General features: G+C 54.8%; 18 protein-coding genes and 1 tRNA gene. 9 read left to right on the top strand and 10 right to left on the bottom strand.

The genetic code is table 11. The features are described 5' to 3' along the window. Positions 1–105: 105 nt before the first annotated feature. A complete protein-coding gene (gene yicI / locus IM273_RS07655; RefSeq protein ID WP_193051567.1) occupies positions 106–2,424 on the bottom strand; it encodes an alpha-xylosidase in 2,319 nt (772 codons plus the stop codon). Positions 2,425–2,436: 12 nt separating this feature from the next. Next, positions 2,437–3,828, bottom strand: a complete 1,392-nt coding sequence (locus tag IM273_RS07650) for a glycoside-pentoside-hexuronide family transporter (protein WP_045260802.1) — start codon at positions 3,826–3,828, stop codon at positions 2,437–2,439. Positions 3,829–4,117: 289 nt separating this feature from the next. Here IM273_RS07650 and IM273_RS07645 point away from each other — a divergent pair. Next, a tRNA-Sec gene (locus IM273_RS07645) sits at positions 4,118–4,212 on the top strand. A 63-nt stretch (positions 4,213–4,275) separates the two neighbouring features. On the opposite strand, the gene IM273_RS07640 is transcribed toward IM273_RS07645, so the two are convergent. The 3 genes from IM273_RS07640 to IM273_RS07630 all read right to left on the bottom strand — a co-directional run bounded on the left by IM273_RS07640 (position 4,276) and on the right by IM273_RS07630 (position 7,642). After that, a complete protein-coding gene (locus IM273_RS07640) occupies positions 4,276–6,561 on the bottom strand; it encodes a DEAD/DEAH box helicase (RefSeq protein WP_193055540.1) in 2,286 nt (761 codons plus the stop codon). Then, positions 6,558–7,298 carry a hypothetical protein gene (locus IM273_RS07635; protein WP_069733368.1) on the bottom strand — a complete coding sequence of 247 codons (741 nt, stop codon included), beginning with the start codon at positions 7,296–7,298 and terminating at the stop codon, positions 6,558–6,560. The genes IM273_RS07640 and IM273_RS07635 overlap by 4 nt, the downstream gene beginning before the upstream one ends. Before the next feature lie 182 nt (positions 7,299–7,480). Continuing rightward, positions 7,481–7,642 carry a YlcI/YnfO family protein gene (locus tag IM273_RS07630; RefSeq protein WP_065419814.1) on the bottom strand — a complete coding sequence of 54 codons (162 nt, stop codon included), beginning with the start codon at positions 7,640–7,642 and terminating at the stop codon, positions 7,481–7,483. Between the two features lie 128 nt (positions 7,643–7,770). On the opposite strand from IM273_RS07630, the gene IM273_RS07625 reads away from it, so the two are divergent. From IM273_RS07625 to IM273_RS07610, 4 genes are all read left to right on the top strand, one after another. Beyond that, positions 7,771–8,067, top strand: coding sequence for a SymE family type I addiction module toxin (locus IM273_RS07625; RefSeq protein ID WP_069733369.1), 297 nt, complete (start codon positions 7,771–7,773; stop codon positions 8,065–8,067). A 346-nt stretch (positions 8,068–8,413) separates the two neighbouring features. Beyond that, complete coding sequence (locus tag IM273_RS07620; protein ID WP_193050884.1) at positions 8,414–8,899, top strand: type VI secretion system tube protein TssD; 486 nt, start codon at positions 8,414–8,416, stop codon at positions 8,897–8,899. Between the two features lie 9 nt (positions 8,900–8,908). Beyond that, positions 8,909–9,274: a tlde1 domain-containing protein gene (locus tag IM273_RS07615; protein ID WP_072051083.1), complete on the top strand. Its 366-nt coding sequence runs from the start codon at positions 8,909–8,911 to the stop codon at positions 9,272–9,274. Then, on the top strand, positions 9,271–9,858 hold the full coding sequence (locus tag IM273_RS07610) for a hypothetical protein (protein ID WP_226841129.1): 588 nt from the start codon (positions 9,271–9,273) through the stop codon (positions 9,856–9,858). Before IM273_RS07615 ends, IM273_RS07610 begins: the two co-directional genes overlap by 4 nt. Before the next feature lie 33 nt (positions 9,859–9,891). Here IM273_RS07610 and IM273_RS07605 read toward each other — a convergent pair whose 3' ends face one another. From IM273_RS07605 to IM273_RS07595, 3 genes are all read right to left on the bottom strand, one after another. After that, positions 9,892–10,335, bottom strand: coding sequence for an acetyltransferase (locus IM273_RS07605; RefSeq protein ID WP_193050886.1), 444 nt, complete (start codon positions 10,333–10,335; stop codon positions 9,892–9,894). Between the two features lie 90 nt (positions 10,336–10,425). Continuing rightward, positions 10,426–11,424, bottom strand: coding sequence for a class I SAM-dependent methyltransferase (locus IM273_RS07600; protein WP_193050887.1), 999 nt, complete (start codon positions 11,422–11,424; stop codon positions 10,426–10,428). Positions 11,425–11,502: 78 nt separating this feature from the next. Continuing rightward, positions 11,503–12,027 carry a lipocalin family protein gene (locus tag IM273_RS07595; protein ID WP_193050889.1) on the bottom strand — a complete coding sequence of 175 codons (525 nt, stop codon included), beginning with the start codon at positions 12,025–12,027 and terminating at the stop codon, positions 11,503–11,505. Between the two features lie 117 nt (positions 12,028–12,144). Between IM273_RS07595 and IM273_RS07590 the strand changes: the two genes are divergently transcribed. From IM273_RS07590 to IM273_RS07575, 4 genes are all read left to right on the top strand, one after another. Next, on the top strand, positions 12,145–12,870 hold the full coding sequence (locus tag IM273_RS07590; RefSeq protein ID WP_028014996.1) for a MerR family transcriptional regulator: 726 nt from the start codon (positions 12,145–12,147) through the stop codon (positions 12,868–12,870). A 99-nt stretch (positions 12,871–12,969) separates the two neighbouring features. Beyond that, positions 12,970–13,380, top strand: a complete 411-nt coding sequence (uraH, locus tag IM273_RS07585) for a hydroxyisourate hydrolase (RefSeq protein ID WP_193050890.1) — start codon at positions 12,970–12,972, stop codon at positions 13,378–13,380. A gap of 102 nt (positions 13,381–13,482) precedes the next feature. Next, positions 13,483–14,442 (top strand): DUF523 and DUF1722 domain-containing protein, encoded by a 960-nt coding sequence (locus IM273_RS07580; protein WP_193050891.1) that lies wholly within the window; start codon positions 13,483–13,485, stop codon positions 14,440–14,442. 144 nt (positions 14,443–14,586) lie between these two features. Further along, positions 14,587–15,675, top strand: coding sequence for an AAA family ATPase (locus IM273_RS07575; protein ID WP_193050892.1), 1,089 nt, complete (start codon positions 14,587–14,589; stop codon positions 15,673–15,675). Positions 15,676–15,783: 108 nt separating this feature from the next. On the opposite strand, the gene IM273_RS07570 is transcribed toward IM273_RS07575, so the two are convergent. After that, entirely contained in the window at positions 15,784–16,059 is a 276-nt protein-coding gene (locus IM273_RS07570) for a hypothetical protein (RefSeq protein WP_193050893.1), read from the bottom strand. Further along, positions 16,049–26,536: a hemagglutinin repeat-containing protein gene (locus tag IM273_RS07565; RefSeq protein WP_370551839.1), complete on the bottom strand. Its 10,488-nt coding sequence runs from the start codon at positions 26,534–26,536 to the stop codon at positions 16,049–16,051. Before IM273_RS07565 ends, IM273_RS07570 begins: the two co-directional genes overlap by 11 nt. Positions 26,537–26,997: the final 461 nt, after the last annotated feature.

The following is a 26,997-nucleotide window of genomic DNA, read 5'->3' as shown; positions in this document are numbered from 1 at the left end:
TACTGGGGATCCCTCAGCCCTGTGGGAGAGGGTCAGGGTGAGGGCATCAGAGCGCATAATTACCTTAGGCCCGGTAAGCGAAGCGCCACCGGGCATTTTTCCAGCTCAGAGGTAAACCACCACCTCATCCCCCTCCGCTTTCACCACCACACCCCACTCGCTGCCCGCGTGCGAGCCGCCTTTCACGCCACTCACCTTCTGCACGTTGCGCAAGCACACCGACCAGTTTTTCGCGTCACCCGCGCCGGTAAAGGTGACGATATCGCCCTGACGTGACGCCTTCAGCGTAAACATTACCGAGCCGTCCGCGGCCGGCACCTCGCTCACCGCCGTTGCGCCATCGCTCAGGTTAAAGAGCTGGAAGGCTGTCCCCTCGTTCCACGCGTAGTCCGGCTTCTGGTTATTGTTACCCAGCGCCAGCAGGGTGTTGTCGCGCACGTAGACCGGCAGGCTCATAAAATCGTGCTGCTGCTTATGCCAACGGCTGCCATGGATTTCGTCGTTGTGCCACAGGTGGGTCCAGCGGCCTTCCGGCAGGTAGAACTGCACGTCGCCCGCCTCGGAGAACACCGGAGCGACCATCAGGGCATCCCCCAGCATGTATTGACGGTCGAGGTAATCGCACGCCGGATCGTCCGGGAACTCCAGCATCATCGCGCGCAGCATCGGCGTGCCGAACTCGCGGGCCAGCGCCGCCTGACGGTACAAGTACGGCATCAGCTGACACTTCAGCTGCGTGAAGTGGCGAACCACGTCGCAGGACTCGTCATCGTACGCCCACGGCACGCGGTAGGATTTGCTGCCGTGCAGACGGCTGTGGCTGGAGAACAGCCCGAACGCGCACCAGCGTTTATAGACGTGCGCCGGAGCGGTGTTTTCGAACCCGCCGATATCGTGGCTCCAGAACCCGAAGCCGGACAGGCCAATCGACAGCCCACCGCGCAGGCTTTCCGCCATCGATTCGTAGTTGGCGTAGCAGTCGCCGCCCCAGTGTACCGGGAACTGTTGCGCCCCGACGGACGCCGAGCGGGCAAACAGCACCGCCTCCTCTTCGCCGACGGTCTCTTTCAGCACGTTCCACACCAGTTCGTTATAAATGTAGGCGTAGTGGTTGTGCATCTTCTGCGGATCGGACCCGTCGAACCACTGCACGTCGGTCGGGATACGCTCGCCGAAGTCGGTCTTGAAGCAGTCAAGGCCGATATCCACCAGGCCTTTCAGCTTGTCGGCATACCACCGGCATGCATCCGGATTGGTGAAGTCGTAAATCGCCAGCCCCGGCTGCCATTTGTCCCACTGCCACAGGGAGCCGTCCGGACGCTTGAGCAGATAGCCCTTCTCTTTCAGCTCCTCGAAGATCGGGGATTTCTGGCCGATGTACGGGTTGATCCACACGCAGACCTTCAGCCCTTTCTCTTTCAGGCGGCGGATCATCCCTTCCGGGTCCGGGAAGGTCACCGGGTCCCACTCGAAATCGCACCACTGGAAGGCCTTCATCCAGAAGCAGTCGAAGTGGAACACGTGCAGCGGCAGGTCGCGCTCGGCCATGCCGTCGATAAAGCTGTTCACCGTGGCTTCGTCGTAGTTGGTGGTGAACGACGTGGTCAGCCACAGGCCGAATGACCACGCCGGCGGCAGCGCCGGACGCCCGGTGAACTGCGTATAGCGGTTCAGCACCTCTTTTGGCGTCGGGCCGTCGATCACGAAATACTCCAGATATTCCCCTTCCACGCTGAACTGCACTTTAGAGACCTTCTCGGAGCCGACTTCAAACGAGACGTTTTCCGGGTGATTCACCAGCACGCCGTAGCCGCGGTTGGTCAGGTAGAATGGGATATTTTTGTAGGACTGCTCGGTGCTGGTGCCGCCGTCGCGGTTCCAGGTTTCGACCGTCTGGCCGTTGCGCACCAGCGCGGTAAAGCGCTCGCCCAGGCCGTAGACTGTTTCCCCCACGCCCAGATCCAGACGCTCGAACACGTAATTACGGTCGGTGTTACTGTCCTGCACGTAGCCGTTGTTTTTCAGCTGGCTGCCGGTAATGCGCTGGCCGTTGCGCAGGAAATCCAGCGCCCAGAACTCGCCTTTGGTGACGCGCACGCTGACGCTGCCGCTTTTCAGCTCGGCAAATTCGGCGTTGTTTTCAATCTCGACCTTCACGTCTTTCAGAACGTTCAGCGGATAGTGCGGGCCGTTGTTCTGCGCACCCTGGAAGTGCTCGATGCGCACCCCGACAATCCCTTCCTGCGGGGAAAACAGACGCACCGTGAACATCAACGTGTCGAGCTGCCAGGTGCGCTCACGCACGTCGCGCGGCGCAACATACACCACCAGGTCATTGCCCTGCTGCTCCACGTCGAACACCTGAACCGGACAGGTCACGTTCAGGCCCGGTTGAATAAGCCAGTTTCCATCACTGATTTTCATGCTTTCGTCCTCTTAGTTCTGCAATTCTTTACTGACCGGCAGGTTTTCAAAATCCTGCTGATTGCGGCGCGCGCCCTGCGCCAGCTCACCCAGGATTTTGGTCAGGAAGGGGGTTTTCAGCGTGTAGTAGCGTTTGGCGATAATGGCGCTCAGCACGTAGCAGATCGCCGGTGCCAGCGTAAACAGGCCGATAATGATGCTGATGGTCGCGCTGTTCTGGGTTTTGGCCGCCGCGTCGTAGCCGCCGCCTGCCAGCATCCAGCCGATCATCGCCCCGCCCAGCGCCAGGCCGAGCTTCAGCACGAACAGCGTGCCCGCAAAGCTGATGCCGGTCAGGCGTTTGCCGTTGGTCCATTCGCCGTAGTCGACGGTATCGGACATCATCACCCACTGGATTGGCGTCACCAGCTGGTGCAGCACGCCGATGACGAAGATAAAGGCGAACATCAGCACCGTGGCGTGCATCGGCACGAAGAACATCGCCACGCTGACCACCGCCAGCGCGGCGTTGGTCCACCAGAAGATGCTGACCTTGCACTTCCAGTCAGTGAGCGGTTTCGCCAGCGCGGAGCCGATCAGGTTGCCGACGCAGTAGGTGGTGAGGAACGCGACGAACACTTCCGGCGAGCCCATGATCCAGGTGCAGTAGTACATCATCGCCCCGCCGCGTACGCAGACGGCGAGGATATTGAGGATGGTCAGCACGCCGACAATGCGCCACTGGTCGTTTTGCCAGATATCGCGCAGGTCTTCCCGCATGGAGGTGGTGCTCGGCGGCACCTGGATGCGCTCTTTGGTGGTGAAGAAGCAGAACGCCAGCATCAGGAACGCGACCACCGACAGCACGGCGATCCCGCCCTGGAAGCCGAACGCCTTATCGTCGCCACCAATCAGGTTCACCAGCGGCATCATCAGCACCGTGGAGAGCATGCCGCCCGCGGTCGCCAGCACGAAGCGCCAGGACTGAAGGGATATACGCTGCGTCGGGTCACTGGTGATTACCCCGCCCAACGCGCAGTACGGGATGTTGACCACGGTATAGAGCAGGGTCAGCAGGGTGTAAGTCACGGCGGCATAAACCATTTTTCCGTTGAGACTGAGGTCCGGCGTGGTGTAGGCCAGCACGCAGACGATGCCGAACGGGATGGCACCGAACAAAATCCACGGGCGGAACTTGCCCCAGCGGCTGCGGGTGCGGTCGGCAATCAGCCCCATGCACGGGTCGGAGATCGCATCCAGCGCGCGGGCCAGCAGGAACATGGTGCCGACAAACCCGGCGGGAATGCCGAAAATATCGGTGTAGAAAAACATCATGTACAACATGACGTTATCAAAAATGATGTGGCTGGCGGCGTCACCCATCCCATAGCCAATCTTCTCTTTTACTGACAATACTTCGCTCATATTTTTTATCCTTCACGCTGTAGGGGGCGCTGAGACCGGTTGCATTGGTTTTAAACCATTGTTTCAACGGCGGGTATTGCGTTTTCTGGTTAGCAGATTACGTTTCTTGTTTTTTGTGATCGCGATAAATGTTGGAGAGCACAAAAGGCTAACCTGAGGATTTTCTTAGGAATTAGCTGAAACAGGGGGGTACAGGTCAAAAGAGAGGTGAAAAAAGTGGTGTGGGGTATGTGGTAAATGCCTGAAAGTAGCTATAATGCGCCCCGCCTCCATGTAGCAATGCAGGCGCGGAAGATCGTCATCTCCGGTGAGGTGGCTGGACTTCAAATCCAGTTGGGGGCGCCAGCGTTCCCGGGCAGGTTCGACTCCTGTGATCTTCCGCCAAAAATTTCTACTCAGATAATTTTATCCTTTATTCATAAACTTTATATCATAAACTTCGCCCTGTTATTCAGGTAGATACCACGAAATCTTATCTTGTATGTCAATAGGTATAGTTTCTAATTTATTAAAAACAATATCATCCTCACTAATATATTTAATATGTTCTTCAACCAAATCAATATCTTCAGGAGAAAACCCATATCTAAGCAATAAGGTGTGAATAGGATTTAATGTTCCATATTTAAGCAATCCCATCATTTTCATGGCATTATTATCTTTAGTCTTTTCATAATAAACGCGGAAAGCTCCCATAAACGCATCCGTGAGTGAAAAAGATATTACAGTATCTAAATAGTCATACGTGTCGAATACAATTCGATCATAACTTACATTCTTAGCTTTGATATTGTTGAACATTGAAAATGCATTTTCTAAAGTAATATCGGGTATTTTACTCGCTGGCTGTATAAATGGAGCATAACCATTTCTATTTTCATCACGATTAGAAGCGTAGCTATATCGCATCCCAACTATTTCCTTAAAAGATTTACCTTGGATAAGGTAAAAAAGTATCGTTATTGCATTATCAAAGACGTTACTTTCTCCTTTCAATAAATCCCTGCCGATATAAGACTCAAAAACAAATTTTAGATTTGAACGAACTATATCTCTTTTTATTTTATTGCGTTCACCTTTGAGAGAACCACCATCGGCATTTTCAAATATGATATCTAATGCATCTTTAATGCAAACAATAACGTTCATTCCAGATATTCTATTTATTCTAGAAACTGGAAGATTATAATTCTCATCAAATGAACCATCAAAAATTGAAGAAACAAACTCATTCATGTCATGACTGGGATCATCTAAAACATTTTCCAAAATTGAATTCTCACTCATTTTAAATGTTGAATTTATTCTCTGAGCAAGCAATTCTGGGTTTTTTGTATAAACATAACCATAATCAAAGACATTTTCTTTTGTTAATCTCCCGCTTCTTCCTATTAGATTTTTAAATGCTAACCCTCGCTCTTCATCATTATCAGCTTGGATTCGCATGTTCACTAGCCAAATAATATCAAACGGCATATTTATGCCCTGAGCTAATGTGCTTGTAGCAAAGCAGATTTTTGCATATCCGCTCCTGATAAAATCTTCAATAAGAAATCGTACTTCCAATGGAACTGAACCATGATGAATCACGACGCCAATCTTAAGCAAATCTACTAAAGTTGATTTATGACCGTGGTTATTAGCGCCCAATAACACTTCAACTTTAGATATAATACGTAAAGCTGTTTTATTAGATATAGCATTAAAGCGATTTATAAATTTTTCAAAATCTTTTTTGAAATGACCATTGTATAATGAAGCTTTTGAAACATATACGAGTACAGATTTTGAACCATCAAAAGCAAAGTCCTCAAATGAACCATCGAAAGGAACAACTTTATTAAGCAAATGTCCTTTTTTTATATACGGCGAGAAGTAAAAGTCTTTTTTATTAGAATGTTTAAAAACAAAAACTTTCCCAACAGTATTATGCGGATAAGCGTGTGAATAAGACTTACTTAGATCCAATCCATGTTTTTGCATTTGTGCATTAGGATTTTCAACAAATGGATGGGCAAAAACCAATTTCGCGTTTTCAAAATTTAACTTTATTCTTCTTACCAGAGCATCAAATGTAACTCCTCTTTCCTTTTCTTCACACACTTGTGCTTCATCAAAGAAAAATAGATCTATTTTCAACTTATTTCGAATTGGGAATAAATCCCTGGCTCTTTCAGGGGTTAAAATAAAAATGTGACGCAGGCCTTCTCTGCTGTTGAATATCATGTCAGCGAAAGAGGATATCATAATATTCTTTGATTTTCCAAATTTATCACGGAGATTATTGATATATTCAGCAATCAAAGCCCTCGAAGGAACAATTATAACGACATCCCCTTTTAATTTTTCAATGTAGTCTTTTATAGAGAATGATTTTCCTGCGCTTGTTGGCGCGGAAATAGAAACATATTTTTCTTCTTGAATTGCTAACCTTATACTAGCCTGGACAGGCGTTAAGTATTCCTTAAAAAGTCTATGATTTGTTCTTCCAATCCCTGACAAAATAAATGAAAATAAATCATCTGGCTTAGTGTTTTTATAAAATAAGCCTAACTCCAAAACTATCCTCTCTTCATAAAAAGAAAAGTCTTTGTGATGAAATAATTTATAATAGGTCAACTTTTCTAATAATTTGTTGTCTACTGGACCTTTTGTATGTAGCTGCATAAGCAAAGATTCAATACTCTCGCTGGGATTTACATCTTCTTTTATCTTCAGAATTGCTGCTTTCATTTACAAATCACCCCCACAAGATAAACTATACTACACTTATTCAAGAGATTTTTTTGCTTAACACTTTCTAAAGCATTTTTAATAATAAGTTCATAGTTCTCAGAGTTTATAGAAAATGCAGCAACTACACCGAAAGACTCGTTGTCAAGGTTGTCACAAGCTTCTTCCCCAGCCAAATTTGTCAAATGAACTGCATCTCTTAGATGCTTTTCAACATTTAGAAAATCAATAATTTGTGTTAATGCATCACCATGAGGATTGGAAACACCTGAATATTTTGCCTCACCAAAATTGACCATTTTTTCAGGACATACCGTATGAAAATCAAATCCTTCATTCTGTTTCTTTTGTGGTTTCCAAAGCTCTGCAATTGGAAGAGAAACATGATCAAAAAGCTTATTTAATGCCCTCGAAGCCCCCATTGAAACCATTATCTCACCAAATTCAACACCTATATCCTTTTCAGATGAAGATTGAGCTTTTATTTGGTTAAATATATCAACTAATAATTTCGAAGTTTCCTCTACAGTATATCTATAACATCTTTGCGTACGATTATCTAAATCCATCATCCATGATTTATCCAAAACTATCTTCGTTAATTCTTCTGCAATTTTATTTATAGTTTTTATTCTTATTACACATATCTTCACCATTGCTTCAGCGCTATTTAATTCATCATGGAAACATCCCCAATCAACATCATCCCGTGTTCTAACAATGTTTTTATTATTCATATAACTCAGCCCTTATTCTTAGGAAGATTGAATAACTGCTTAACTGAAAATAAATATAAATCTGAAACAAAGAATTAATTTTTAATTGATTAATCTACAACGATTAGAGATGAGTAACAATGCTGTTTATATAAACAGCACTTCACTGAAAGACTTATTCATACCAGTTATAGATGTATGCTCTATTGCTTGTTGAGCCTTAATTTACAAGCCTCCTTCACCCACTTACTAAAATTCCCTTTCCCTGCCGCCTTCTCAATCTGTTCCAAAAGCTCATCCTCGAACCGGATGTTCTTCATAGTGCTTTTGGTACGGTCAAAATTTGGTTTCTTTTTCTCTTGCATGGTAGGTACCACTTCAGTTAATTTATCTACACGTGGTACCTACCACATGGATTTTGAATTCTGACAACGCCCAGAAGTGTTGGAGCACTAGTGGGCGTCTAACCTCACCAACTATCAAGGAGTTGATTATGGCTGATTCGCATTCTACCCCAGACACCGACCAATCCGGAACCGAGCGTTCGTTAATTGTGGGATACCGCCCGAATGTTTTCGACAAATCCACGCCGAAAATCATTCTTTCCGGCAAGTGGCTGCGCGCAGCAGGTTTTGACACCGGACAGCAGGTCACGGTAAAGGTGATGAAAGGGTGCATCGTTCTGGTGGCGTATAACGAACAGGAGCAAAGGATTCTGGACGATTACAAACGCACTAAAGCAAAGTTATGCCAGATCGAGAGCACACTGGCGAGCCTGCAATTATCATAATCGTTCCTGCTGTTATCCAGTTGGCTGCTGAGTATGCAGCCAACATAAAAAACAATATGGAATGCCAGATTTCTTCCATAACCTCCAAAAAGCAATCGAACCCAACATGTAATGCTAACTTACAAGTTCAATACCTGATGCTATTTTAAGTTAGCATTTATCTTACGATGGCAACGAAATCATAATTCAACGTTATAATCTTTAAAAACCCATCTGAGAAACTTATACGTCGCAAAGAGCAATTTTAAGTCCCACTTCCATATTTTATTTTCTATTTTGAAATGAAAGTCACAATTTAAATCCATAATGAAGAGTAGCTTCCCTCAGTCTATAAAAGGAGATTGAGATGGCTATACCTGTTTACTTATGGCTTGAGGATGATTCAGGCCGGAGGATTAATGGATCTGTCGATATAAAAGATCGCGAAGGCTCAATAGAAGTGATTGAATTTATGCATTCAATAGAACAACCTGTAGATAAATCCTCCGGAAAAATCACAGCAAAACGCATTTGTAGTACCTATGCATTCATGAAAGAGATTGATTCATCATCCTCTTATCTATTCAAAGCCTTGTGCACTGGACAAACACTAAAAAAAGCAGAGTTTATATTTTACAGGATCAACTATAACGGACTTGAAGAGGCTTACTTTAAGACAACTTTAGAAAACGCAAGAGTTGTTCAAATTGAACCTATCATGTTTGACATTAAACACTCGCAAAACGAACACTATACACACCATGAATATGTAGATCTGACATATGAAAAAATCACATGGCACTACATTGATGGAAACATCATTCACTCTGATACCTGGAAAGTGCGCGCTTAAGGAGAAAGTATGTCCTGGGAATATGATGTAAAAGAGCATAAATTTTATCTGGATGGTGTCTACCAATTTGATGCAGATTACGCAGGAGCAAGTGGTTACAAAAACGATCCGTCACAAGAATGTGTAAAAAACAGCGGACCGCTGCCACGAGGTACCTACACTATTGGGTCCCCTCATAATTCAGCCCATACTGGGAAATATACTCTCAGCCTCACGCCCTACTCGACAAATGATATGTGTGGTAGAGACTCATTTAAAATACATGGTAAAAGCAGTTTGCACCCCGACGACTCTTCAGAGGGCTGCATCATTGCTCCCCTGAGTGCCAGAAGAAGTATCTGGAAAAGCAACGATACGGTATTGATTGTCAAATGAAGCATTTATTTTGTTTATTGCCATTACTCGTTGCAGTCAGTTCGCACGTCTCAGCAACGGAAATGACCGGCTTCGCGACCCGATATTACGATGAAGACGGCTCGCTGACGGAAATTTCAACAACGATGCCCCTTACTCCAATCATCACCATCGGTAAGAAAACCGTGCAAATGGAGGTTACTCACCTGTCAGATATCACCAGCACACCAGTCAACAAAGACAGTTCCGCTCGTTGGGTCTGCCTTCATGACAACGATGGCACAAATTACTGGTTCATCTCGGATAACGAAATGGGTGCAGGATTGTTAACTGCGCTAGTTATAGCCAAAGATGGCATCCATAACGAGTGTGCTAAAACAACGGAACCTGTCAGAGTCTCAGTCGCTAATGTTCCATTATTAAATGCGACGCATGGGAATTTAGTCGAATTGTTCGGCAAGAAAGAGATCGCCAAAAAGAAAGCGATGCTTTTTTATCAGGAGACGCCAGTTCAGAATGGATTCATCCAGAGTAATACGGTCTCGTATTCCTTCGATGGCGAAAAAGTACGTGGCGTAATCATCGGGCAAATTACCAGTAACTAGCTTGCCGACTCCCTCTTCCACAGGAATGGGGAGTTAAGCCTGCCCACCCAACCGCATATGCAACAACGGAAACGGATTCCCCTGCCCGTCCAGTTCCGAGCGTCCGACCTGCTCAAATCCCATATGGCGATAAAACGCAACGCCCTGCGGATTCTGCTCATTCACGTCCACTTCGTTTACGCCGAACGCTGCGATGGCGTGTTGCAGCAGCAATTTTCCAACGCCCTTCCCGCGGCTCGCGTCGTCAACAAATAGCATTTCAATGCGGTTTTCATCCACACCTAAAAAGCCATGAATAACGCCTGAGTCATCACAAGCAATTACGACCTTGAGGTTAGGCAGATAAGCGTTAAGCAATAACGGGCGCAGCGTCGCGATATCGCTTTCCTGTAAAAAGTGGTGGGTGGCGCGGACGGAGGATTCCCAGATAGCGACCAGACGTTCGAAATGTATGGGGAGTGCGGTTTCTATTTTCATGAGAGGATAATGTGCGGTTTAGGACGTTAATTCAAGCCACTCCTTGCGCTCTGTTCCCCCTCTCCCTCAAGGGAGAGGGAACCGACAGCGCTAAACCCTAATCTCCATCACCGCATACACCCCCTCCTTCGGCACGACCACGGTGACGTTCTCCACCGGCACGCCCGCCGCGAGGTGAATATCCTGCAGCTGCTGCAGCGTCCTTGGGTGAATATCCTCCCAGCCGATCCCCCGCAGCACAAAGTCTATGTGTGGGCTACTGGTGAGCATGTTCGACACAATCACCGCGCCGCCGGGCTTGACCAGCCGCAGCGCGCGCTGGAGGAGAGTCACCGCATCGGTATCGCTGAAATATTCGAAAATCCCCAGCGCGTCGACCAGTTCGGCCTGATGCTCGCCCAGCTCCAGCAGCAGGTCCTCGTTACGCACCAGCGTATGGAGCAGGTTGCGCCTGAGCAGCGTCAGCTGTTCGCCCACCACAATGCCTTCCTGCGCCGCCATGGTTTCCGCCCAGCTCAGCGCTACGGGGTCTTTGTCCACCAGCGTGAGATAGACCTGCTGGCCGTCAAGCTTTGCTTCGCGCAACGCCTCCAGCACCGGGATGGCGGCACCGCTCGCGAGGCTGACCCAGTTGTTCTCGCTCTCATTGTGAATATATTTATCCACCAGCGCGGCCAGCACCCGGGCGCGGGAACGCACGCCAACCGCATCGTTCGCGTGGATAAACCACTGGCGGCTGTCGCTGTCCATTTTTGTTCCGTCAGGCAGGCGCTCTTCCAGCGGGTTTTGCACCACAAACAGCGCCAGCGCGGAGGGGACCAGCCGGGTGCGCCACGCGGTGAGCGCCGGACGGTTACGGAAGGCCTGTTCGGAATAGCGATTCTGCGGGACAAGCACGGCCTGCCCGCTCTCGTCGTATTCCACACGCGGCGGTTGGAGCGCTGGCTCGGCTTTCAGCGCGCGGTCAAGGGAGGCGATCTCACGGGCAGCATCGTCTTTCATCGGCCACTGGTCGCTGACGTCGGGAAATGACGCGCTGTAAATCGTCATATTTTCCGGCGCATCGCCGCGAAAAGGCTGCCAGTTCATGTCATCTTCCCTCCGTTAGGCTTTTAACGGAAGTCTATCCAGGCGAGCCAGTAATGCCCCAGGAAGAAAGCACGATTTTTACTGCTTCACCCATACCAGCTGATCAACCCGGAAGCCCAGACTGCGCGCGGTGTTCAGGTAATCCTGCTTCACCGCATCCGGTATGGTCGGCGTGCGCGACAGGATCCACAGATAGTCGCGGTTCGGGCCGCTCACTAGCGCGTACTGGTACTTATCGTCCAGCTTAATGACGTTATAGCCGCCGTAGAACGGGCCGAAGAAGGAGACTTTCAGCGCGGCGGTGGTCGGCTCGCCGGTGAAGTACGCTTTCCCCTCGCTCTCGCTCCACTTGTTCTTCACCGGATCAAAACCCCGGTTAAGCACGCTGATGCCGCCGTCGCTGCGCTCGCCGTAGGTCGCCGTCACCTGTTCCAGACCGCGTTCAAAGCGGTTTTCCAGACGGGCAACTTCGTACCATTTGCCGAGATAGCGGCTGGCGTCAAAGTGGGTAATAGGCTGCACGCCTTTCGGCGGCGTGGGGGATTTACAGGCGACCAGCGTCAGGGCAATCGCAACACCGGTCACAACAGGCCATAGCTTCATGAGAATTCCTTTCATTTGCACGGTAGGAAGTTAAGTGTAGTGCACCGTTTCGGCGCTTCATCCCGTTCGGGAAAATTCGTAGTATATTGAGAGTATTCCTCCACCCTGGACACGGACATGGCTTACTCCATCGGCGAATTCGCCAGACTCAGCGGCATCACCGCCACCACCCTGCGGGCGTGGCAGCGTCGCTACGGTTTACTCAAGCCACAGCGCACGGAAGGCGGCCACCGCCAGTACAGCGATGAGGACGTCCAGCAGGCGCTCAAAATCCTCGACTGGGTAAAAAAAGGCGTCCCGATTGGCCAGGTCAAACCGCTGCTGGAGCGCCCGACGCCGGGGCGGACCAACAACTGGCAAACGCTGCAGCAGAGCATGCTGCAACGCCTGCAGGACGGCAAAGTCGAGTCCCTGCGCCAGATGATTTACGACGCCGGACGCGAGTACCCAAGGCCGGAACTGGTCGCGAACGTACTGCGTCCGCTGCGCAGCCAGGTCTCGGCTAACGTCGCCGCTGCCATGACCCTGCGCGCGATCCTCGACGGCATCATCATCGCCTACACCTCGTTTTGCCTCGAAGGCGATAAAAAAGCGCCGGGCGACAATATTCTGCTCAGCGGCTGGCACCTGAACGACCCATGCGAGATCTGGCTCGAAGCCCTAACGCGCACCGGGCAGGGCCACCGCATCGACATTCTGCCAGTTCCGCCAGACGCGCTGGCACCGGAGATTTTCCCGGAGCGGAAATGGCTGCTGGTCACCAGCGGCAAGCTCACCGCCGGGCGGAAAAAGCAGGTGGAGCAGTGGCAGCAGCAGGTATCGCTTGAAGTGATTATCCTCTGATAATTTTCTCCTGCGGGAATCTTCACGAAAAGTTGAATATTTTCCCGCGCCGCAGATGCTAACGTTTTCCTGTGACGAATAACTCAACAGGAAAACACCATGAAAAAAACAGCCCCTCTGCTGATCCTGGCCTCGATGGCCTTTGCCCCTGCCGCCTTTAGCGCCCCTGCTGGAACGCTAAGCGTCCACATTCTTGACCAGCAAACCGGAATGCCGCCATCAGACGTTACCGTTACGCTGGAGAAGCAGCAGCAGGACAAATGGACCCCGATTGCCAGCGGCAAAACCGACCACGATGGCCGTATCAAATCGCTCTATCCGCAGGATCAGGACATGCAGCCTGGCGTCTACAAAGTGACCTTCAAAACCGCAGAGTATTTCCACGGCAGAAAGCTGGATACCTTCTTCCCGGAGATCCCGGTGCTGTTTACCGTGACCCGCACCAACGAGAAGCTGCACATTCCACTTCTGCTTAGCCAGTACGGCTACTCGACCTACAAGGGCAGTTAAGAGGCATTGATTTTAAAGGATTATAAAAAATAGTTCCGCGAATACTTGGACAAATTAGTCATGTTGTGTAAGTTTTAGTTATATGAACGGGAGGACTACACCATGACAACGAAACCTGTGCTCGGTATTAGCGGATGTTTGACCGGATCCGCCGTTCGCTTTGACGGCGGACATAAGCGCATGGGCTTCATCATGGATGAGCTGGCCCAGTGGGTGAATTTCAGGCCCGTCTGCCCGGAGATGGCCATCGGCCTGCCGACGCCTCGCCCGGCGTTGCGTCTGATCGTCACGACAGACGGTGAAACGCAGATGCGCTTCAGCCACGCGCCTCACGAAGACGTTACGCAGAAAATGGCTGACTTTGCGGCAGATTATTTGCCGAAAATCGGCGATCTTGCAGGCTTTGTTGTCTGTGCAAAATCCCCAAGCTGCGGCATGGAACGCGTGCGGCTGTACGATGAAAACGGCAACCGGGGCCGCAAGGAGGGGGTCGGGCTGTTCACCGCCGCTCTCCTTGAAACCTGGCCGTGGCTGCCCGTGGAAGAAGACGGACGCCTGCACGACCCGGTGCTGCGGGAAAACTTTGTCGAGCGCGTTTTTGCGCTGCACGAACTTAACACGCTGCGTAAAAATGGCCTCACGCGCCGCGCGCTGCTGGACTTCCACAGCCGCTACAAGCTTCAGCTGCTGGCGCACCATCAGGCGGGCTACCGTGAGATTGGCCCGTTCGTTGCCTCGCTGCACGAGTGGGAAGACCTGGACGCTTTCTTCGTGGCGTACCGGGAAAAGCTGATGACCATCCTGAAAAAACCCGCCTCGCGGAAGAATCACACCAACGTGCTGATGCATATTCAGGGCTATTTTCGTAACCAGCTCAACACCCGCCAGCGCGGCGAGCTGCGCGACGTGATCCTGGATTATCGCAACGGACAGTTGCCTATCCTCGCCCCGATCACGCTGCTGAAGCACTACCTGGCCGAATACCCCGACCGGTATCTGATGACGCAAAACTACTTTGATCCCTATCCTGATGATTTGGGTCTGCGTCTGGCAGTCAAGTGATGAAAAAAATGCGAAGGCCCCATTGACCCATAGAGGCCCAAAGCAGTACCCCGTTTAGACGACATCCTCACTGTCGTCTCTTTTTTGCATTTCATCTAAAGACTGTGATTATATACAGGCTTATTCTGCAAAAGGGGCCTGCCTGTGATCAACACCCTGCACATTCAAAACTACCGCTCCATCCGCGAGATGTCGCTGGAGCTGGAGCAGCTCAACATCGTCTTCGGGCCGAACGGTACCGGGAAATCCAATATTTACAAGGCGATACACCTGATGCACAGCGCCGCGCAAGGGCAGTTTTCCCAGGCGCTGGCGAACGAGGGCGGCATTCTGAAGGTGTTCTGGGCAGGCAAAACCCGCAGCGACCAGCTGCGGCGGATGAATCTGGCGGTAGAAACTGAGACCTACGAATACGAACTGCAGGTCGGGTTTGTGGAGAAGCTGCCGTATCCCTCACAGTTTCAGCTCGACCCGGTGATCAAAGAGGAGTCCATCTGGCTGAGCGGCCAGCACCGTCGACCGTCGTCACAGCTGATGAAGCGCAGGAATCAGGCCGTGTTTCTGAACAACGTGCATCATGAAAAAGTGACCCACAGCGGCACGCTGTACGAGAACGAATCGGTATTCGGGCAGCTTGGCGAACCGCACCTTTACCCGGAAGTGTCGCAGATGCGCGAGTCCCTGCGTAACTGGCGCTTTTATCATGAGTTTTCTGTATCAATCGGCTCGGCGATGCGCGCTCCGCAGGTCGGTTTCCGCTCCCCGGTGCTGGCCAGCGACGGCGCCAACCTGGCGGCGGCGTTTCAGACCATCGTGGAGATTGGCGACGAGCTGCTGCTGATGCGCATCCTTGACCAGGCCTTCCCCGGCTGCGTGTTTTACAGCGACAACAGCGGCGGACATTTTCGCATGATGATGCAGCGCGAGGGGCTGAGCAGGCCGCTGGAACCGGCGGAGTTCTCCGACGGCACCCTGCGCTTTCTGTGCCTGGCGGTGGCGCTGTTAAGCCCGCGCCCGCCGGCGTTTATCGCGTTAAACGAACCGGAAAACAGCCTGCACCCGCAGATGCTGCCCGCCCTGGCGAGCTTAATCGCCGAGGCCAGCCGCTACTCGCAGATCTGGCTCACCAGCCACTCGCCGGAGCTGGCGAAGCTGATTGAGAAGCACAGATCGTTTTCGCTGTATCAGCTGTCGATGGCGGAGGGGGAGACGAGGGTGGAGAGGCTGGGGTAGCCTGTAAGAAAAAATCGTCAGGAAGGTCTCGTTTGTAGCGAAGTTATGCCTGGAAAGAATATTTCCCAGGCATATCAAATGTCCATACAACCCGGATGGGCCTGTCAATTAGTGGCGATGTGTTGAGGATGATCTTTGCGCTTTGCGTTCATCTATCTTTGCAAAGAGCCATACTCTGGCACCTGCGGCGACGCCAACAATAGCGCTCACCACAGACAAATAACTTAATGATTTTGATGAAAAATCAATCTTTCCAGAGCTTATAAACTCGATCAGCACATTGTTTACAATAAAAATAAGTGCAAAAAAACATACGCCGTAATAAAGGGTACTAAGCAGAAAAACCAAAAACGTAGCCCGATGAAACGTCTTTTTATTTGCCATTAACTTTATCCTTAACTTTATCGCCGATTAACTCCCCTCCCAAACCACCAATCAGATCATTAACTTCCCCAGGGAAAGGTGCCAGCTCACCGAATTTACCCCCAGCCCATGAACCTAATGCTGAACCAATAAGCGATCCCGTATCTGGACCATCAGTAAAGAATGCCCCTCCCATAGCTATGCCGACGTTTTGCCAGGTATTCCTGCCCGGAGCAAGCATTCCTCCTACGCCAGCACTAATGCTGCTTTTATAATCCCATGATTTATTTTCATTGCCAGGCTGACTCAAACTAAACCACTGGTACCCTCCGTTGGCGATTTCCGCAATCACTCCCCCGCCAACAACTTTACCCACGGACGCCGCAGGCCCTAAATACCAGGCAGCTCCGATCATTACCCCATCCTGGTAACCTTCGACAATCACTTTTGTGATATTAGCGCCCTCAGGTAAGTCGCCTTTCGCCAGTTTATCCAGACCGGCCTGTTTTTCTTCTACAGATAAGCCCTGGCTTTCAGCATATTGATTCCATGACCCCACGGCGTTCATGTAATTATCAAGGCCGGAGGGAAGCGGGATGGAGGTTGCATTATTCTCTGCCGCGTTCTTCCCACCTTGCGCCCCAGCAGCTGCCGAAGCCGTACTACCTCCCGCCAATCCACCCGCCATCCCCGCCGATACTGAAGCCAGCGTAACGATCGTCTGCTTTTGATCTTCACTCAGTTTCGACAGGTCTTTCACATCCGGATAGAGCAGGCTGGCTATCGCATGCGCAGCCAGCTCCCCTGACGCGGCCCCCGCAACTCCCGCTGCAGCGCTGTTCCCCTGGAGAGCCGCCACAGCGCCGCCCAGAATAGCGTGCGCAACGGTATTGACGGTCGGATCGCCTTCGGTAGATTTGAGCATATGCGCCAGCTCCGGTGCCGATGCCCCCGCCAGCGCACCGGCAATATTGCCGCCCGCCAGTCCCTGAAGCGCTGCCGTGGCCGCCTGGATGCCGCGCTGCAGATCGCTGCCGGTTCCGTAGGTCACCATCACATCTTTGTATGCCTGGGTATCACGCAGCTTCGCAAGATAGTTCTGGCGCTGTTCCTCTGTCGCATTTGCGGGCAGTGTCTCACCGGATGCTTTCTGTGCCGCCTTCAGCCCGTTAAGATCACCCTGGGTTTTGGCAATATCCGCCACCTGGCTGCCAATATCGCCGATCATCCCGATTGTGCTCAGGCGGTTCTGCTCTTTCTCCTTGTCGAAGATCGGGCTGATGCTGTCGTTGGCATGCTCGGTGTCGCGGCTCAGATCGGCCACGTCCTGCTTCTGGTTTGCCTTGTCGCGGATGGTGAGGGAGCCCTCCGCCACAGCGGCCTGCGTGGTGCCTTCCTTATGGCCTTTATTACCCGCAGCGGAGATCATGCCGCCCGGCAGGTTGCCCTGGAATTTATCCCCGAAGCTGCCGCCGCCGCTCAGGCTGATACCGGAGTGCGAGGTTTTAAAGTCCGCCTCGTTGTGGATATCGCTGAAGCCCAGCGTCCCGGTGTCGAGGCTGTTTTTGTCAGGCGTGGCGGTAGAGGCGATAACCGCGCCATCAAGCTGGGTGTGATGTCCCACGGTGATGTCGAATCCGCCGTCCCCGGCATACAGCCCGGTCTGTTCGGCCACCGAATCAAAGCGGCTCTTCATCTTGTCCTGGCTGGCGTTGATATAGCCTGAACCGGACATGGTGCCGAAGGTGAAACTGCCCCCCGCCGCAACGCTGGTCTGCTTGCTGTCGTAGTCGCTGTTGTTCTGCTGGCTGCGCATCAGCAGGTCGTGACCGACATCTGCCACGATTTTATCGCCGTTAACCTGGGCCCCATTGAGCACGGTGTCGTGCCCGCTTTTAAGGGTGACGGTTTTGCCGCTGTCGATGGAGGTTTCGGTCCAGTCGGTCCCGTTGCCTTTATCCTTGCCGTGCGCGGCGTTGACGTTGGCAAATACGCTGATACCCGCGCCGCTACCTCCGGCACCGATGCTCACGCCGATACCGCCACCGCTGCTGCTGTTCTTGCCGCTGGTTTTTTGGGTATTCGCTGCGCCGGACAGCAGAATGTCGTTCTGTGCATCCAGCGTGGTGTCGCCCCCGGCTTTCAGCTGGCTGCCCGCAATCACTATGTCGCCGCTGTTCGCGCCGTTGTTTTTACCGTTCGCGGTGATGGAGAGATTGTTGCCTGCGTTCAGCGTGCTGCCTGCCACCGCATCACTCTCAGCGTGCTGCTGTGATTTCGACTTCTGGGTCGTCAGCGAGAGGCTCACACCCATTGCGTTCGGGTCGCCCGTGGTTGCCGCCATATCCGCTGCCTGCACGGCCTGCACGCCGGACAGCACCGTTTTGGTGGCCTGAAGGGCTTTCAGACGGCCGTCACTCTGCTCTTTGGTCTCCTGCACCGCGCTCACGGCATTGTTTATAGCGCTACCGACGGTGCCAGAGAGCGCCACGGTTAGCCCGCTTTTCTTCTGCTCAAAGGTTTCATCCCGGGTGCGCTTGTCATGCCCCGGCTCGATGATGACGCTGTCGCCGCTGAGGCTTAAATTCTTCCCGGCGATAAGATCCGCGCCGCCAATGTGGGCCTGGTTTCCGGCAGAAATCGCGACGTTACCCCCCGTCGAACCCACCGTACTGAAGCTCTGGCTCTGGGTGGTGCCCTTCTCACGGAGATCGTGCGTGCTTTTGCTGCTGCCGATGGTGAAGCCAATCCCGCCTGAGCCCATCAGGCCGGATTTTTTCTCTTCCTTAAAGCGCCAGGAGGTGTCGCTGTTCGTGGCCGCCACGATATCGACGTTGTTGCCCGCCTTAAGCTGCACATCGCCATCGCCCGCCACGGCGGAACCTGACACCCGCAGGTTATTGCCCGCCACCACCTGCACGTTGTCGCCGCTCAGCAATGAGCCGGATTCACGCGTCGCGCTGTTCTCCTCGATGGTGTGAGTGGTTTTCTTGCTCAGGAAACCTTTCTTGGTTTTGGTCTCCTCTTTGTAGTGATAATCGCTTTCGGTTGCGGTATCGAGACTGAAGTCGCGGCCTGCCACCACGCCGATATCGCCCTTCGCCGTCACTTGCGCGGCTTCGGTGGTGACATCGCGCCCGGCGAGGATCTGCGTATTCGCCCCGCTGGCGATCTCGGTTCCCTGCTGACGTACCGACTCGTTAATAACGGTTTTCTTCCCAGATCTATAACTGTCGCCCTGCGTGGTCTCTTCCGCAGCCAGATTCACGTCGCGACCCGCCTGCAGCCCGACGTTTTTCTCCGCCGCCAGCGCGGCGGCCTGCGCGTTGATATCCTGCCCGGCCTTCAGTACCAGGTTATCGCCTGCGGAAATCGTGGTACGGTCAAGCCCGGTGCTGTGGGACTCACTTTTCCCTTTACGGCTGCTTTCGCTGGTCTGTGCCGCGTTCAGGTTGAGATCGTTGCCCGCGCTCAGCCCCGCGCTGCCGCCCGCCTTCAGGTCGCTGGCGGTCACGTCAAGGTTGTGTCCGGCATTCACCAGCAGGTTGCCGCCTGCGGTGACGTTACTGCCCTGATACGTGACGGATGAGCGGCTGGTTTTCTCCCGGCTGGAACTGTACGCGTCGTTGATCTGATTCGCGTTGACGGCAATATCGCCCCACGCGTTCAGCAGCATGTCGCCGCCGGAGGCGAGGTTCGCCCCGGTCACGGTGATGTTTTTCCCCGCCTCAAGCGACAGGCCATCCTGCGCGGTAATGGACGCCGTGTTGCCCAGAAGCGTGTCTTTCAGGCCAATGTTGCTGTATTTCCCTTTGGCGTTGATATCAATCTGTTCAACCTGGGTCAGGTTGTTGATGCTGCCGTCCAGGCTCTCCAGCGCGACCGTTTTACCGCTGATGGTGGAGCTGATGTTATTGATATCGCCGATGGCGCTCAGGTTCAGGTCGCCGCCCGCTTTCATCAGGCCGCTGTTGAGGTTGCTGATGCTGTTCTGGCTGTCGAGCGTCAGGCTGTTATTCGCCAGCAGCGAGCTGCCGCTATTGGTGATGCTGCCGCCCTTCAGGGTGACGTTGTTGCCCGCGATCACGCTGCCGTTATTGACGGTGACGTCCTTCGGCGACAGGTAGAGTTTCGGCACCATCACCGTTTCGCCGTTGACGGTGGCTTTCTCCCACCACAGCAGGCTGTGGTCTAGCGCGGCAATCTGATCGGCGGTCAGCGAGACGCCAAACTGCAGGCCCAGCGACTGCTGCGCCGCCGCGGCGTTGTCCATCAGATAGCGCATCTGATCCAGATCGGAGCCGATGCCGTTCAGGTAGCGGTTGCCGGTCTGGTTGAGCACCACGTTGGAAACATAGCGGGTATCGAACGCCGCATCGCCCAGGAAGCGGTAATCGTAGTCCGGGTTCAGGTTGAGGCGGCCGAGCATGTAAGACGAGCCGAGGAACTGCTTCTCGTCGGTAAATGCCAGCCGCGTCTCCTGCGGCGCACTGGACGACGGTTTGATCCCGAGCATCGCGTTCAGGTCGGCAAACAGGGCGGGATCGAGCTGCCCCAGGCCGTTTAGTTTCGGGTTGATGTTGATCAGGTACGGGCTTTTTGGGTTGTCAGAGAAGACAAAATAGCCGTTGTTACCCGACGGCAGCGGGTAAGCGCTGGTATCGACGCGCTGGCCCTGATAATGCCCGACAGCCCCGCCCTGAGCGGTTTTGAGATCGGCGGTGGTGGCCCCGGCGTTCGCCAGTGCACCCAGTTGGCCGAGGTTGGCGTTGCCTTTCTGCGTGGTGGCAATGTTGCTGAGAGACGTGCCGGACGCGCCGCTGTTTTCCAGCGCCCCGCCGCCGTTAAGCTGCTGTAGCGCACCCTGGAGCTGATCGTTCCACTGCGGCGAATTCACCGCCACGGTGCCGGTATTGCTTAGCCCCTGTTTTTGCACTCCGCTGCCGATAGTCTGGTTACTGAGGGTGTTCAGCGACGGCGTGGAGATAACGTTGCTGACGCCGCCCGCGTTAGCGGTAGTATTGGTGTTGCTGATGTTACTGGAGAAGTTTGCGGTGACGTTGCCGCCCGCCTGGATGACGGCGCGGAATGTTTCACCATTTTCACTTTCTGTGACATGCCCATCTAATACATAGGTTACGTCATTATCGTAGTAAGTATTGCGATGGGTTGGAGAGTAGGAGCCAGGAGAACCCCCGCCATATGAGGGGCTGACATATTTATATACAGCATATTCTGTATAAGTTCCGCTCTGATAGCTCTGATTATTCAGCGTGTTTCCTGCAAGCGTAATATTGCTATTCGCCAGGATTGCACTCGCCTGATTGTTCAACTCTGCGGCAGTGATAGTCAGGTTACGCCCTGAAGAAATACGAGCGCTTCCACCTTCAGCATTTACAACCTGTGCTGTCTGATTCAATGCATATTTACGCGTTTCATAACCTGTAATCGGTCTGTAGTAGTAATGCGTGTCCTCATACATGAAACAGGGAACTCCCCCGCATGTACCTGAACCATCATGGGTATAAGTGCTGTAGCTATCCTGAACAAGCGTATCGATTCCGAGAACCGACGCGGGTATGTCTACAGTTGCCTGACCTACCCAGTCATAAGCAGGCGACGAACTGGTGGTTGTGGATGTTGCTAATCCGGCACGTTGATTGCGCAAATTAGCGGTTTTAACAGTAATATCACCACCCTGCGTCTCAATATTCCCCGACGTGTTCACCACCTGGCTGTTGGCATTCCCCGCCGCATCCCGCTGCATCCACAGGTTGTTCCCCGCCATAATATCACCACGCTGGTTGGTGATGCTGTCGGCAAACAGCGCCAGGTTATTCGCCGCGTACAGCAGCGCGGTATTGACGATGGAGCCCGGCGCGCTGAGGGTCAGCGAGCCGCGCGTGCCGGTGAAGCCGTCGACGGTAATATTGCTCCGGCTGGCAACGGTAATGTCGCCCCCGCCCTGCACCGAGCCCGCAGCGTTCAGCGCCACGCTGCTGCCGGAGAGGGTGCTGGCACCAGCGCCGGTCGTAATTTGTCCGTTATTGCTAAGCTGCCCGCCCGCATTGAGGTTGACAGCCTGCCCCTGCAGCACGCTGCGGTTATCGATGTCGCCACCGCTGTTGATGGTCAGGGTTCTGCCCGCCGCCACGGCGGTTTTGCTGGTAAACGCGTTCGTCAGCTGCAGCGTTAAATCACCCAGAGAGACCAGCTGACCAACGACGTCCAGCCCCTTGCTCTGCAGCCACAGGTTGCCGCCGCTCAGCAGCTTGCCGCCCGCGCTCTGGGTCACCTGGTCGGCATTAATGTTTAGCTGCGCGTTGCCGAGCAGCGTGCCGCTGTTGTTCAGCTGGCCGTAGTTAACCGTCAGCTCTCCCGCCTGGGTGGTGCCCTGGCTGGCAAGCGTGGTGCCGGTCAGCGTGGCGCGATCGGCCACCCACGTACCGCCGTTAGTGGCGCTTGCAGCATTAAGAATAAGATCGGTGGCCTGCAGCCAGCCGGTGCCGGTGAGCTGCGGCGTGCCGAGCGTCAGGCGCGCGCCGGAAAGCAGCCTGCCATCATTACGCGCCTGCGAGGAGGCGGTCACGCGCGTCTCGCCGCCGCCCTGGATCAGGCCGTAGTTAAATAATGTGGGTGTGGTCAGCGTCAGGCCATCGCGGCTGACGATTTCGCCTCCGCCGTTGTTGGTCAGCGTCCCGCTGAGGGCCAGCGTCGCGCCGTTATCGCCCTGCAGACGTCCGCCGTTGGTGAGCGCCCCGGTGGTGATGCCGAGCGTGCTACCCTGAATTTTGCCGTCGCTGGTAACGGACGCCGCCGTGACGTTCAGCGCCCCACCGGAGAGCAGGGTTCCGGATGACTGTTGGCTCACCGCCCCGGTCTGGCTGAGGGTCAGACCATTCACGCCGCTGATGGCGCCGCTGTTGCTGAGCGTGCCGCTTTTCAGCGTCAGGTTTTTCGCCGCCCACTGCCCCTGGTTCACCAGCGTGGCAGCCTGCAGCGTCGCGCTGCCCAGCGCGGTAATCTTGCTGCCTGCGGTCCCGGTGAGCGTGTCGGCCAGCGTCATCTGCAGCGCGTCGGCGCTCTGCACCGCGCCGCTGTTGGTGAGCGACTGGCCGTTAAGCAGAATGTTTTGTGCCTGCCAGCTTCCGGCGTTGGTTACCGCACCGGACGTTATCGTCAGGGTGCCCTGGGTGAGCAGCTTGCCGCCTGCGCCGTTAATAAGTTCCTGCTGGGGCGCGGCCATCGCCATGCGCGCCATCAGCCGCTGCTGCCCCTGCAGGGTCAGGCTCTGCAGGCCGGTTAAAGTGCCCTGGTTGTTAATGCTGCTCTGACCCAGCGTGAGGCTATTCCCCTGCACGGTGCCGCTGTTTTTGAGCGTGCTGCCGCCGAGCGTGACGTTATCCTCGCTGAGAAGCTGCCCGCGGTTATCCAGCGTCCGGGCGGTGATATCCACCCCGCCCTGGCTCATCAGCGAGCCGGTTGATGTCAGCGTACCGCCTGCGTTTGCCGTCAGCGTCCCCTGGCTGAGCAGCGACCCGCCGTGCGACCAGTCGGTGGCGCGGATGTCTGCGCCGTTCCCCTGCAGCGTGCCCTGGGTGGTCAGTTGGCCTGCGTCCAGCGTCAGCATGCCGCCGGAAAGCGTGCGCGAATTTGCCCCGGTGGTCAGCGTGGTGCCGGTGAGCGCCAGGCCGTTCGTTCCCTGCATCAGCCCGCCGTTATTGAGATCGCGAGCGTTGAGGGACAGCGTGCCGCCCATGATGCGCCCCGGGTTCGCCAGGGTATCCGCGTTGAAGGTCGTTGCGCCGCCGCTCTGCAGCAGCCCGGTATTCGTTAACGTCCCGCTGAGCGTGCCGCTGAGCCCCATCAGCCCGTTCACCGTGCCGCTGTTGCTCAGGGTGCTACCCGTCATGCCCAGCGTACCGCCCTGTAGCGTACCGGCGTTCATCAGCTGTCCGCCCTTCAGCGTGAAGCCGCCGCCGGAGAGCCATTTGCCGTTCAGCTCGTTGATAAAGCTTTCGGCGGTGGCGTTAACGGCGTTGCTGCCCTGCATCAGGCCGCTGTTGCGCAGCTCCGCTGCGCCTGCGGTCAGCGTTTTGCCCGCCGCCGTACCGCTGTTGGTCAGCGTCGTTGCGTTAAGGGTGACATCGTCAGTGGCAACGAGGTTTCCCATATTTTTCAGGGTGTTGCTCAGGCCAAGATCCAGGCTCTGCGCCTGAATATCACCCTGGTTCGTCAGGTCACTTCCCCGAAGGGTGAACCCGCCGTCCACCAGCAGCAGACCGGCGTTATCAAGCGTGGCGAGGTTTAAATCCAGGTCGCTGCCGCTCACCAGCTGTCCGGTATTCCTGTTACTCAGCGCGCGGGTGGTCAGCGACAGCGCGTCGTTACCCTGCAGAATGCCGGAGTTGGTCAGCTGCGCGGCGTTCACCGCCAGCGCTTTCCCGGCCAGCTGGCCGTCGTTAAACAGCTGCGCCGCCGTCAGCGTAAACAGGTTCTGGCTGAGCAGAGCCCCTTTGTTGTCCAGCCTGCCGGTCGCGGCAAGCATCAGGGCATCCAGCGTCTGAACGTTGCCCTGGTTGCTCAGGTTTTCTGCGCCAAGCGTCGCGCTGCGCCCTTGCAGGCTGCCCGCATTGCTGAGAGTTTTTCCGCTCAGGGTCAGGGTCTCGCCGCCCGTCACCTGCCCCTGAGTCTGGTTCGCGAAGGTATCGCCGGACCAGGCCAGCGTGCTGCTGCCCTGAAGCAGGCCGCTGTTCTGCAGGTCGCCACGCAGGGTCAGCACTTTCGCCAGCAGCTGGCCCCGGTTATCGGTGCTGCCGGCCTGCACATCCACCGCCTGCTGGCTGAGCACCTTGCCGCTGTTAGTCAGCGCGCCGGTCACTGCCGCCGTCACGCCCGTTTCCCCCAGCGCATTACCGGTATTGATCCACTCGCCGGTAGCCAGGTTCAGAGTATTACCCTGCAGAAGCCCGGCGTTGTTTAACGTGGTGTGGTGCAGTTCGAGCGCGCCACCGGAGAGCAGCATGCCCGACTGCTGGTTGCTGAGCTGCGCCCCCGTCGCCGTCAGAGAATGGGTTCCCTGCAGCGTGCCGCCGTTGGTGATTGCCGCGCTGTTGAACCGGGCGTCAGTGCCCGCCATCAACCCGCTGTTCGTCAGGCTGGCGGCATTCAGGGTCAGGCCGTCACGGGCAATCACCCGGCCGTCGGCATCGTTGGCGGCCTGGCGGGTCAGGTTCAGCAGCAGCGCGGTGGCGCTGAGTTCGCCGCTGTTGGCAAGCGTGTCGCCGTTAAGCGTCAGCGTTCCGCTGCTGCGCAGCGCACCACGGTTAGTAATGCCTGCCACGCCAAGCGTCAGGGTATCTTCCCCCTGAACGGTGCCCTGGTTTTGCAGGCTGTTCGCCGTCATGTGCAGGTCGCTGGCCGCAATATTGCCCGCGTTGACCAGCGTGGTGCCGTTCAGCGTGATCCGCTCGTCCGCCAGCAGGCGTCCGCTGTTGCTCAGGTTGAGATAATCGCTGCTCAGACTGACGCCGTTGATTTCACCGTGGTTTGTCAGCGTGTCGCCTTTAATGTGCAGCGTGCCGTCGGTGGTGATAAGCCCGCTGTTATTCAGCATCGGGATATTCAGCGTTAAATCCTGCGAACTGTAGAGCGAGCCTCCGGTCAGGTTCGCGAGCGATCCAGTCTTCAGATTGAGCAGGGTGGTTCCCTGCAGCAGGCCGCCGTTCTCCACCGACGCACCGTCCAGCGACAGGCTATCGGCCACCAGCGAACCGCGGGTGGTGATGCGGTCGGCTGCCGTCAGGGTCATGCGGTCCGCTTTTGCGACGCCGGAGTGGAGGATGTTCTGTCCGCTGAGGCCGATCGTACCGGCGGCAAGTTCCCCGCTGCTGGTCAGGTCGTTGGTCGCATTAAAATTCAGGGTGTTACCGGTGGATTTCCCGACGTGCACCAGCGTGCCCGCGGTCACCGACAGTGCCCCTTTCGCCGCCAGGGTGCCGTTCAGCGTCGCATTCTGCGCCTGAAGGGTAAGCGCCTGCCCGCTCTGCAGGCGGGCATCCCGATCGGTGATCAGATCGCTGGTGGAAACGGTTAATGCCCCCGCCGCGTCCGTCTGCCCGTTCAGGCTGGCGCTGCGGGTCGCGGTAAGCTGGACGTTGCCCTGGCTGGTGGTACGGGATGCCTGACCGCTGGTCAGGGTATCGGCCTGCGCCGTCAGCGCCGTCGCGCCGGACACGATGCCATTTTGTTCAAGAGAGCCTGCGGTCACGTTCATCGCGCCGTCAGCCAGCAGGCTGCCGCCGTTACGCAGGGTTTGCTGCGCCGTGACGTTCGCATCGCCTTTCGCGCTCAGCGTGCCCTGCTGCTCCAGGGTATCGGCGTTTAACGCCAGCGTTCCCGCGCTCTGCAAAGTACCGTTATTGGTGACCGTCTGCCCCAGTAAAGTAATGTCGTTACCCTGAACCGTGCCGCCGTTCGTCAGGTCTCGGGCGTTCACATCCAGATGGCCTTTCGCCGCCAGCTGGCCGCCGTTTGACACCCTGTCGCCGGAGAGCGCAGCATCACGCCCCGCGTTCACCTGTCCCAGATTACTGACGGTGCCGCCCGTCAGGCGGATATCGCCCGTGGCATCGGCCCGGCTCTGGTTGTCCAGCACCAGCTGTTCGCCGCTCAACGCCAGGTTCTCTCCTGCCGAGATCGCACTGCCCGTGGCTGACAGCGTGCCGCCGCTGGTCAGCGTGGTAAGGGTATCGCTTCCGCTGCGGGTATTGGTGAGTACGATATCCTTTCCGGCCGCCACGCTGAGCGCGCCTTTGCTGCTGACGCTGCCGCCCGTTATCTGCACTTTCCCCTCACCGGAAAGGCGCATATCCCCCTGGCTGGCGAGGGTGCTGTTATTGAGTTCCACATCCTGCGAGCTGGTTACATTCAGCGCCCCCGCGGCCTGATGGCTGCCGT

The sequence above is a fragment of the Enterobacter cloacae complex sp. P13B genome (assembly GCF_014895915.1).
Taxonomy (GTDB): Bacteria; Pseudomonadota; Gammaproteobacteria; order Enterobacterales; family Enterobacteriaceae; genus Enterobacter; species Enterobacter bugandensis.
Note: the sequence above shows the minus strand (reverse complement) of the source record. Positions and strands in the feature narration are given on the sequence as shown.

What these genes read in the sequence shown, in the direction of transcription:
- IM273_RS07620 (WP_193050884.1), top strand. Translation starts at nt 8,414, where the DNA reads ATGGCTATACCTGTTTACTTATGGCTTGAGGATGATTCAGGCCGGAGG.
- IM273_RS07605 (WP_193050886.1), bottom strand. Translation starts at nt 10,335, where the DNA reads ATGAAAATAGAAACCGCACTCCCCATACATTTCGAACGTCTGGTCGCT.
- yicI (WP_193051567.1), bottom strand. Translation starts at nt 2,424, where the DNA reads ATGAAAATCAGTGATGGAAACTGGCTTATTCAACCGGGCCTGAACGTG.
- IM273_RS07580 (WP_193050891.1), top strand. Translation starts at nt 13,483, where the DNA reads ATGACAACGAAACCTGTGCTCGGTATTAGCGGATGTTTGACCGGATCC.
- IM273_RS07650 (WP_045260802.1), bottom strand. Translation starts at nt 3,828, where the DNA reads ATGAGCGAAGTATTGTCAGTAAAAGAGAAGATTGGCTATGGGATGGGT.
- IM273_RS07625 (WP_069733369.1), top strand. Translation starts at nt 7,771, where the DNA reads ATGGCTGATTCGCATTCTACCCCAGACACCGACCAATCCGGAACCGAG.
- IM273_RS07570 (WP_193050893.1), bottom strand. Translation starts at nt 16,059, where the DNA reads ATGGCAAATAAAAAGACGTTTCATCGGGCTACGTTTTTGGTTTTTCTG.
- IM273_RS07640 (WP_193055540.1), bottom strand. Translation starts at nt 6,561, where the DNA reads ATGAAAGCAGCAATTCTGAAGATAAAAGAAGATGTAAATCCCAGCGAG.
- IM273_RS07635 (WP_069733368.1), bottom strand. Translation starts at nt 7,298, where the DNA reads ATGAATAATAAAAACATTGTTAGAACACGGGATGATGTTGATTGGGGA.
- IM273_RS07630 (WP_065419814.1), bottom strand. Translation starts at nt 7,642, where the DNA reads ATGCAAGAGAAAAAGAAACCAAATTTTGACCGTACCAAAAGCACTATG.
- IM273_RS07600 (WP_193050887.1), bottom strand. Translation starts at nt 11,424, where the DNA reads ATGAACTGGCAGCCTTTTCGCGGCGATGCGCCGGAAAATATGACGATT.
- IM273_RS07610 (WP_226841129.1), top strand. Translation starts at nt 9,271, where the DNA reads ATGAAGCATTTATTTTGTTTATTGCCATTACTCGTTGCAGTCAGTTCG.
- IM273_RS07615 (WP_072051083.1), top strand. Translation starts at nt 8,909, where the DNA reads ATGTCCTGGGAATATGATGTAAAAGAGCATAAATTTTATCTGGATGGT.
- IM273_RS07595 (WP_193050889.1), bottom strand. Translation starts at nt 12,027, where the DNA reads ATGAAGCTATGGCCTGTTGTGACCGGTGTTGCGATTGCCCTGACGCTG.
- IM273_RS07590 (WP_028014996.1), top strand. Translation starts at nt 12,145, where the DNA reads ATGGCTTACTCCATCGGCGAATTCGCCAGACTCAGCGGCATCACCGCC.
- uraH (WP_193050890.1), top strand. Translation starts at nt 12,970, where the DNA reads ATGAAAAAAACAGCCCCTCTGCTGATCCTGGCCTCGATGGCCTTTGCC.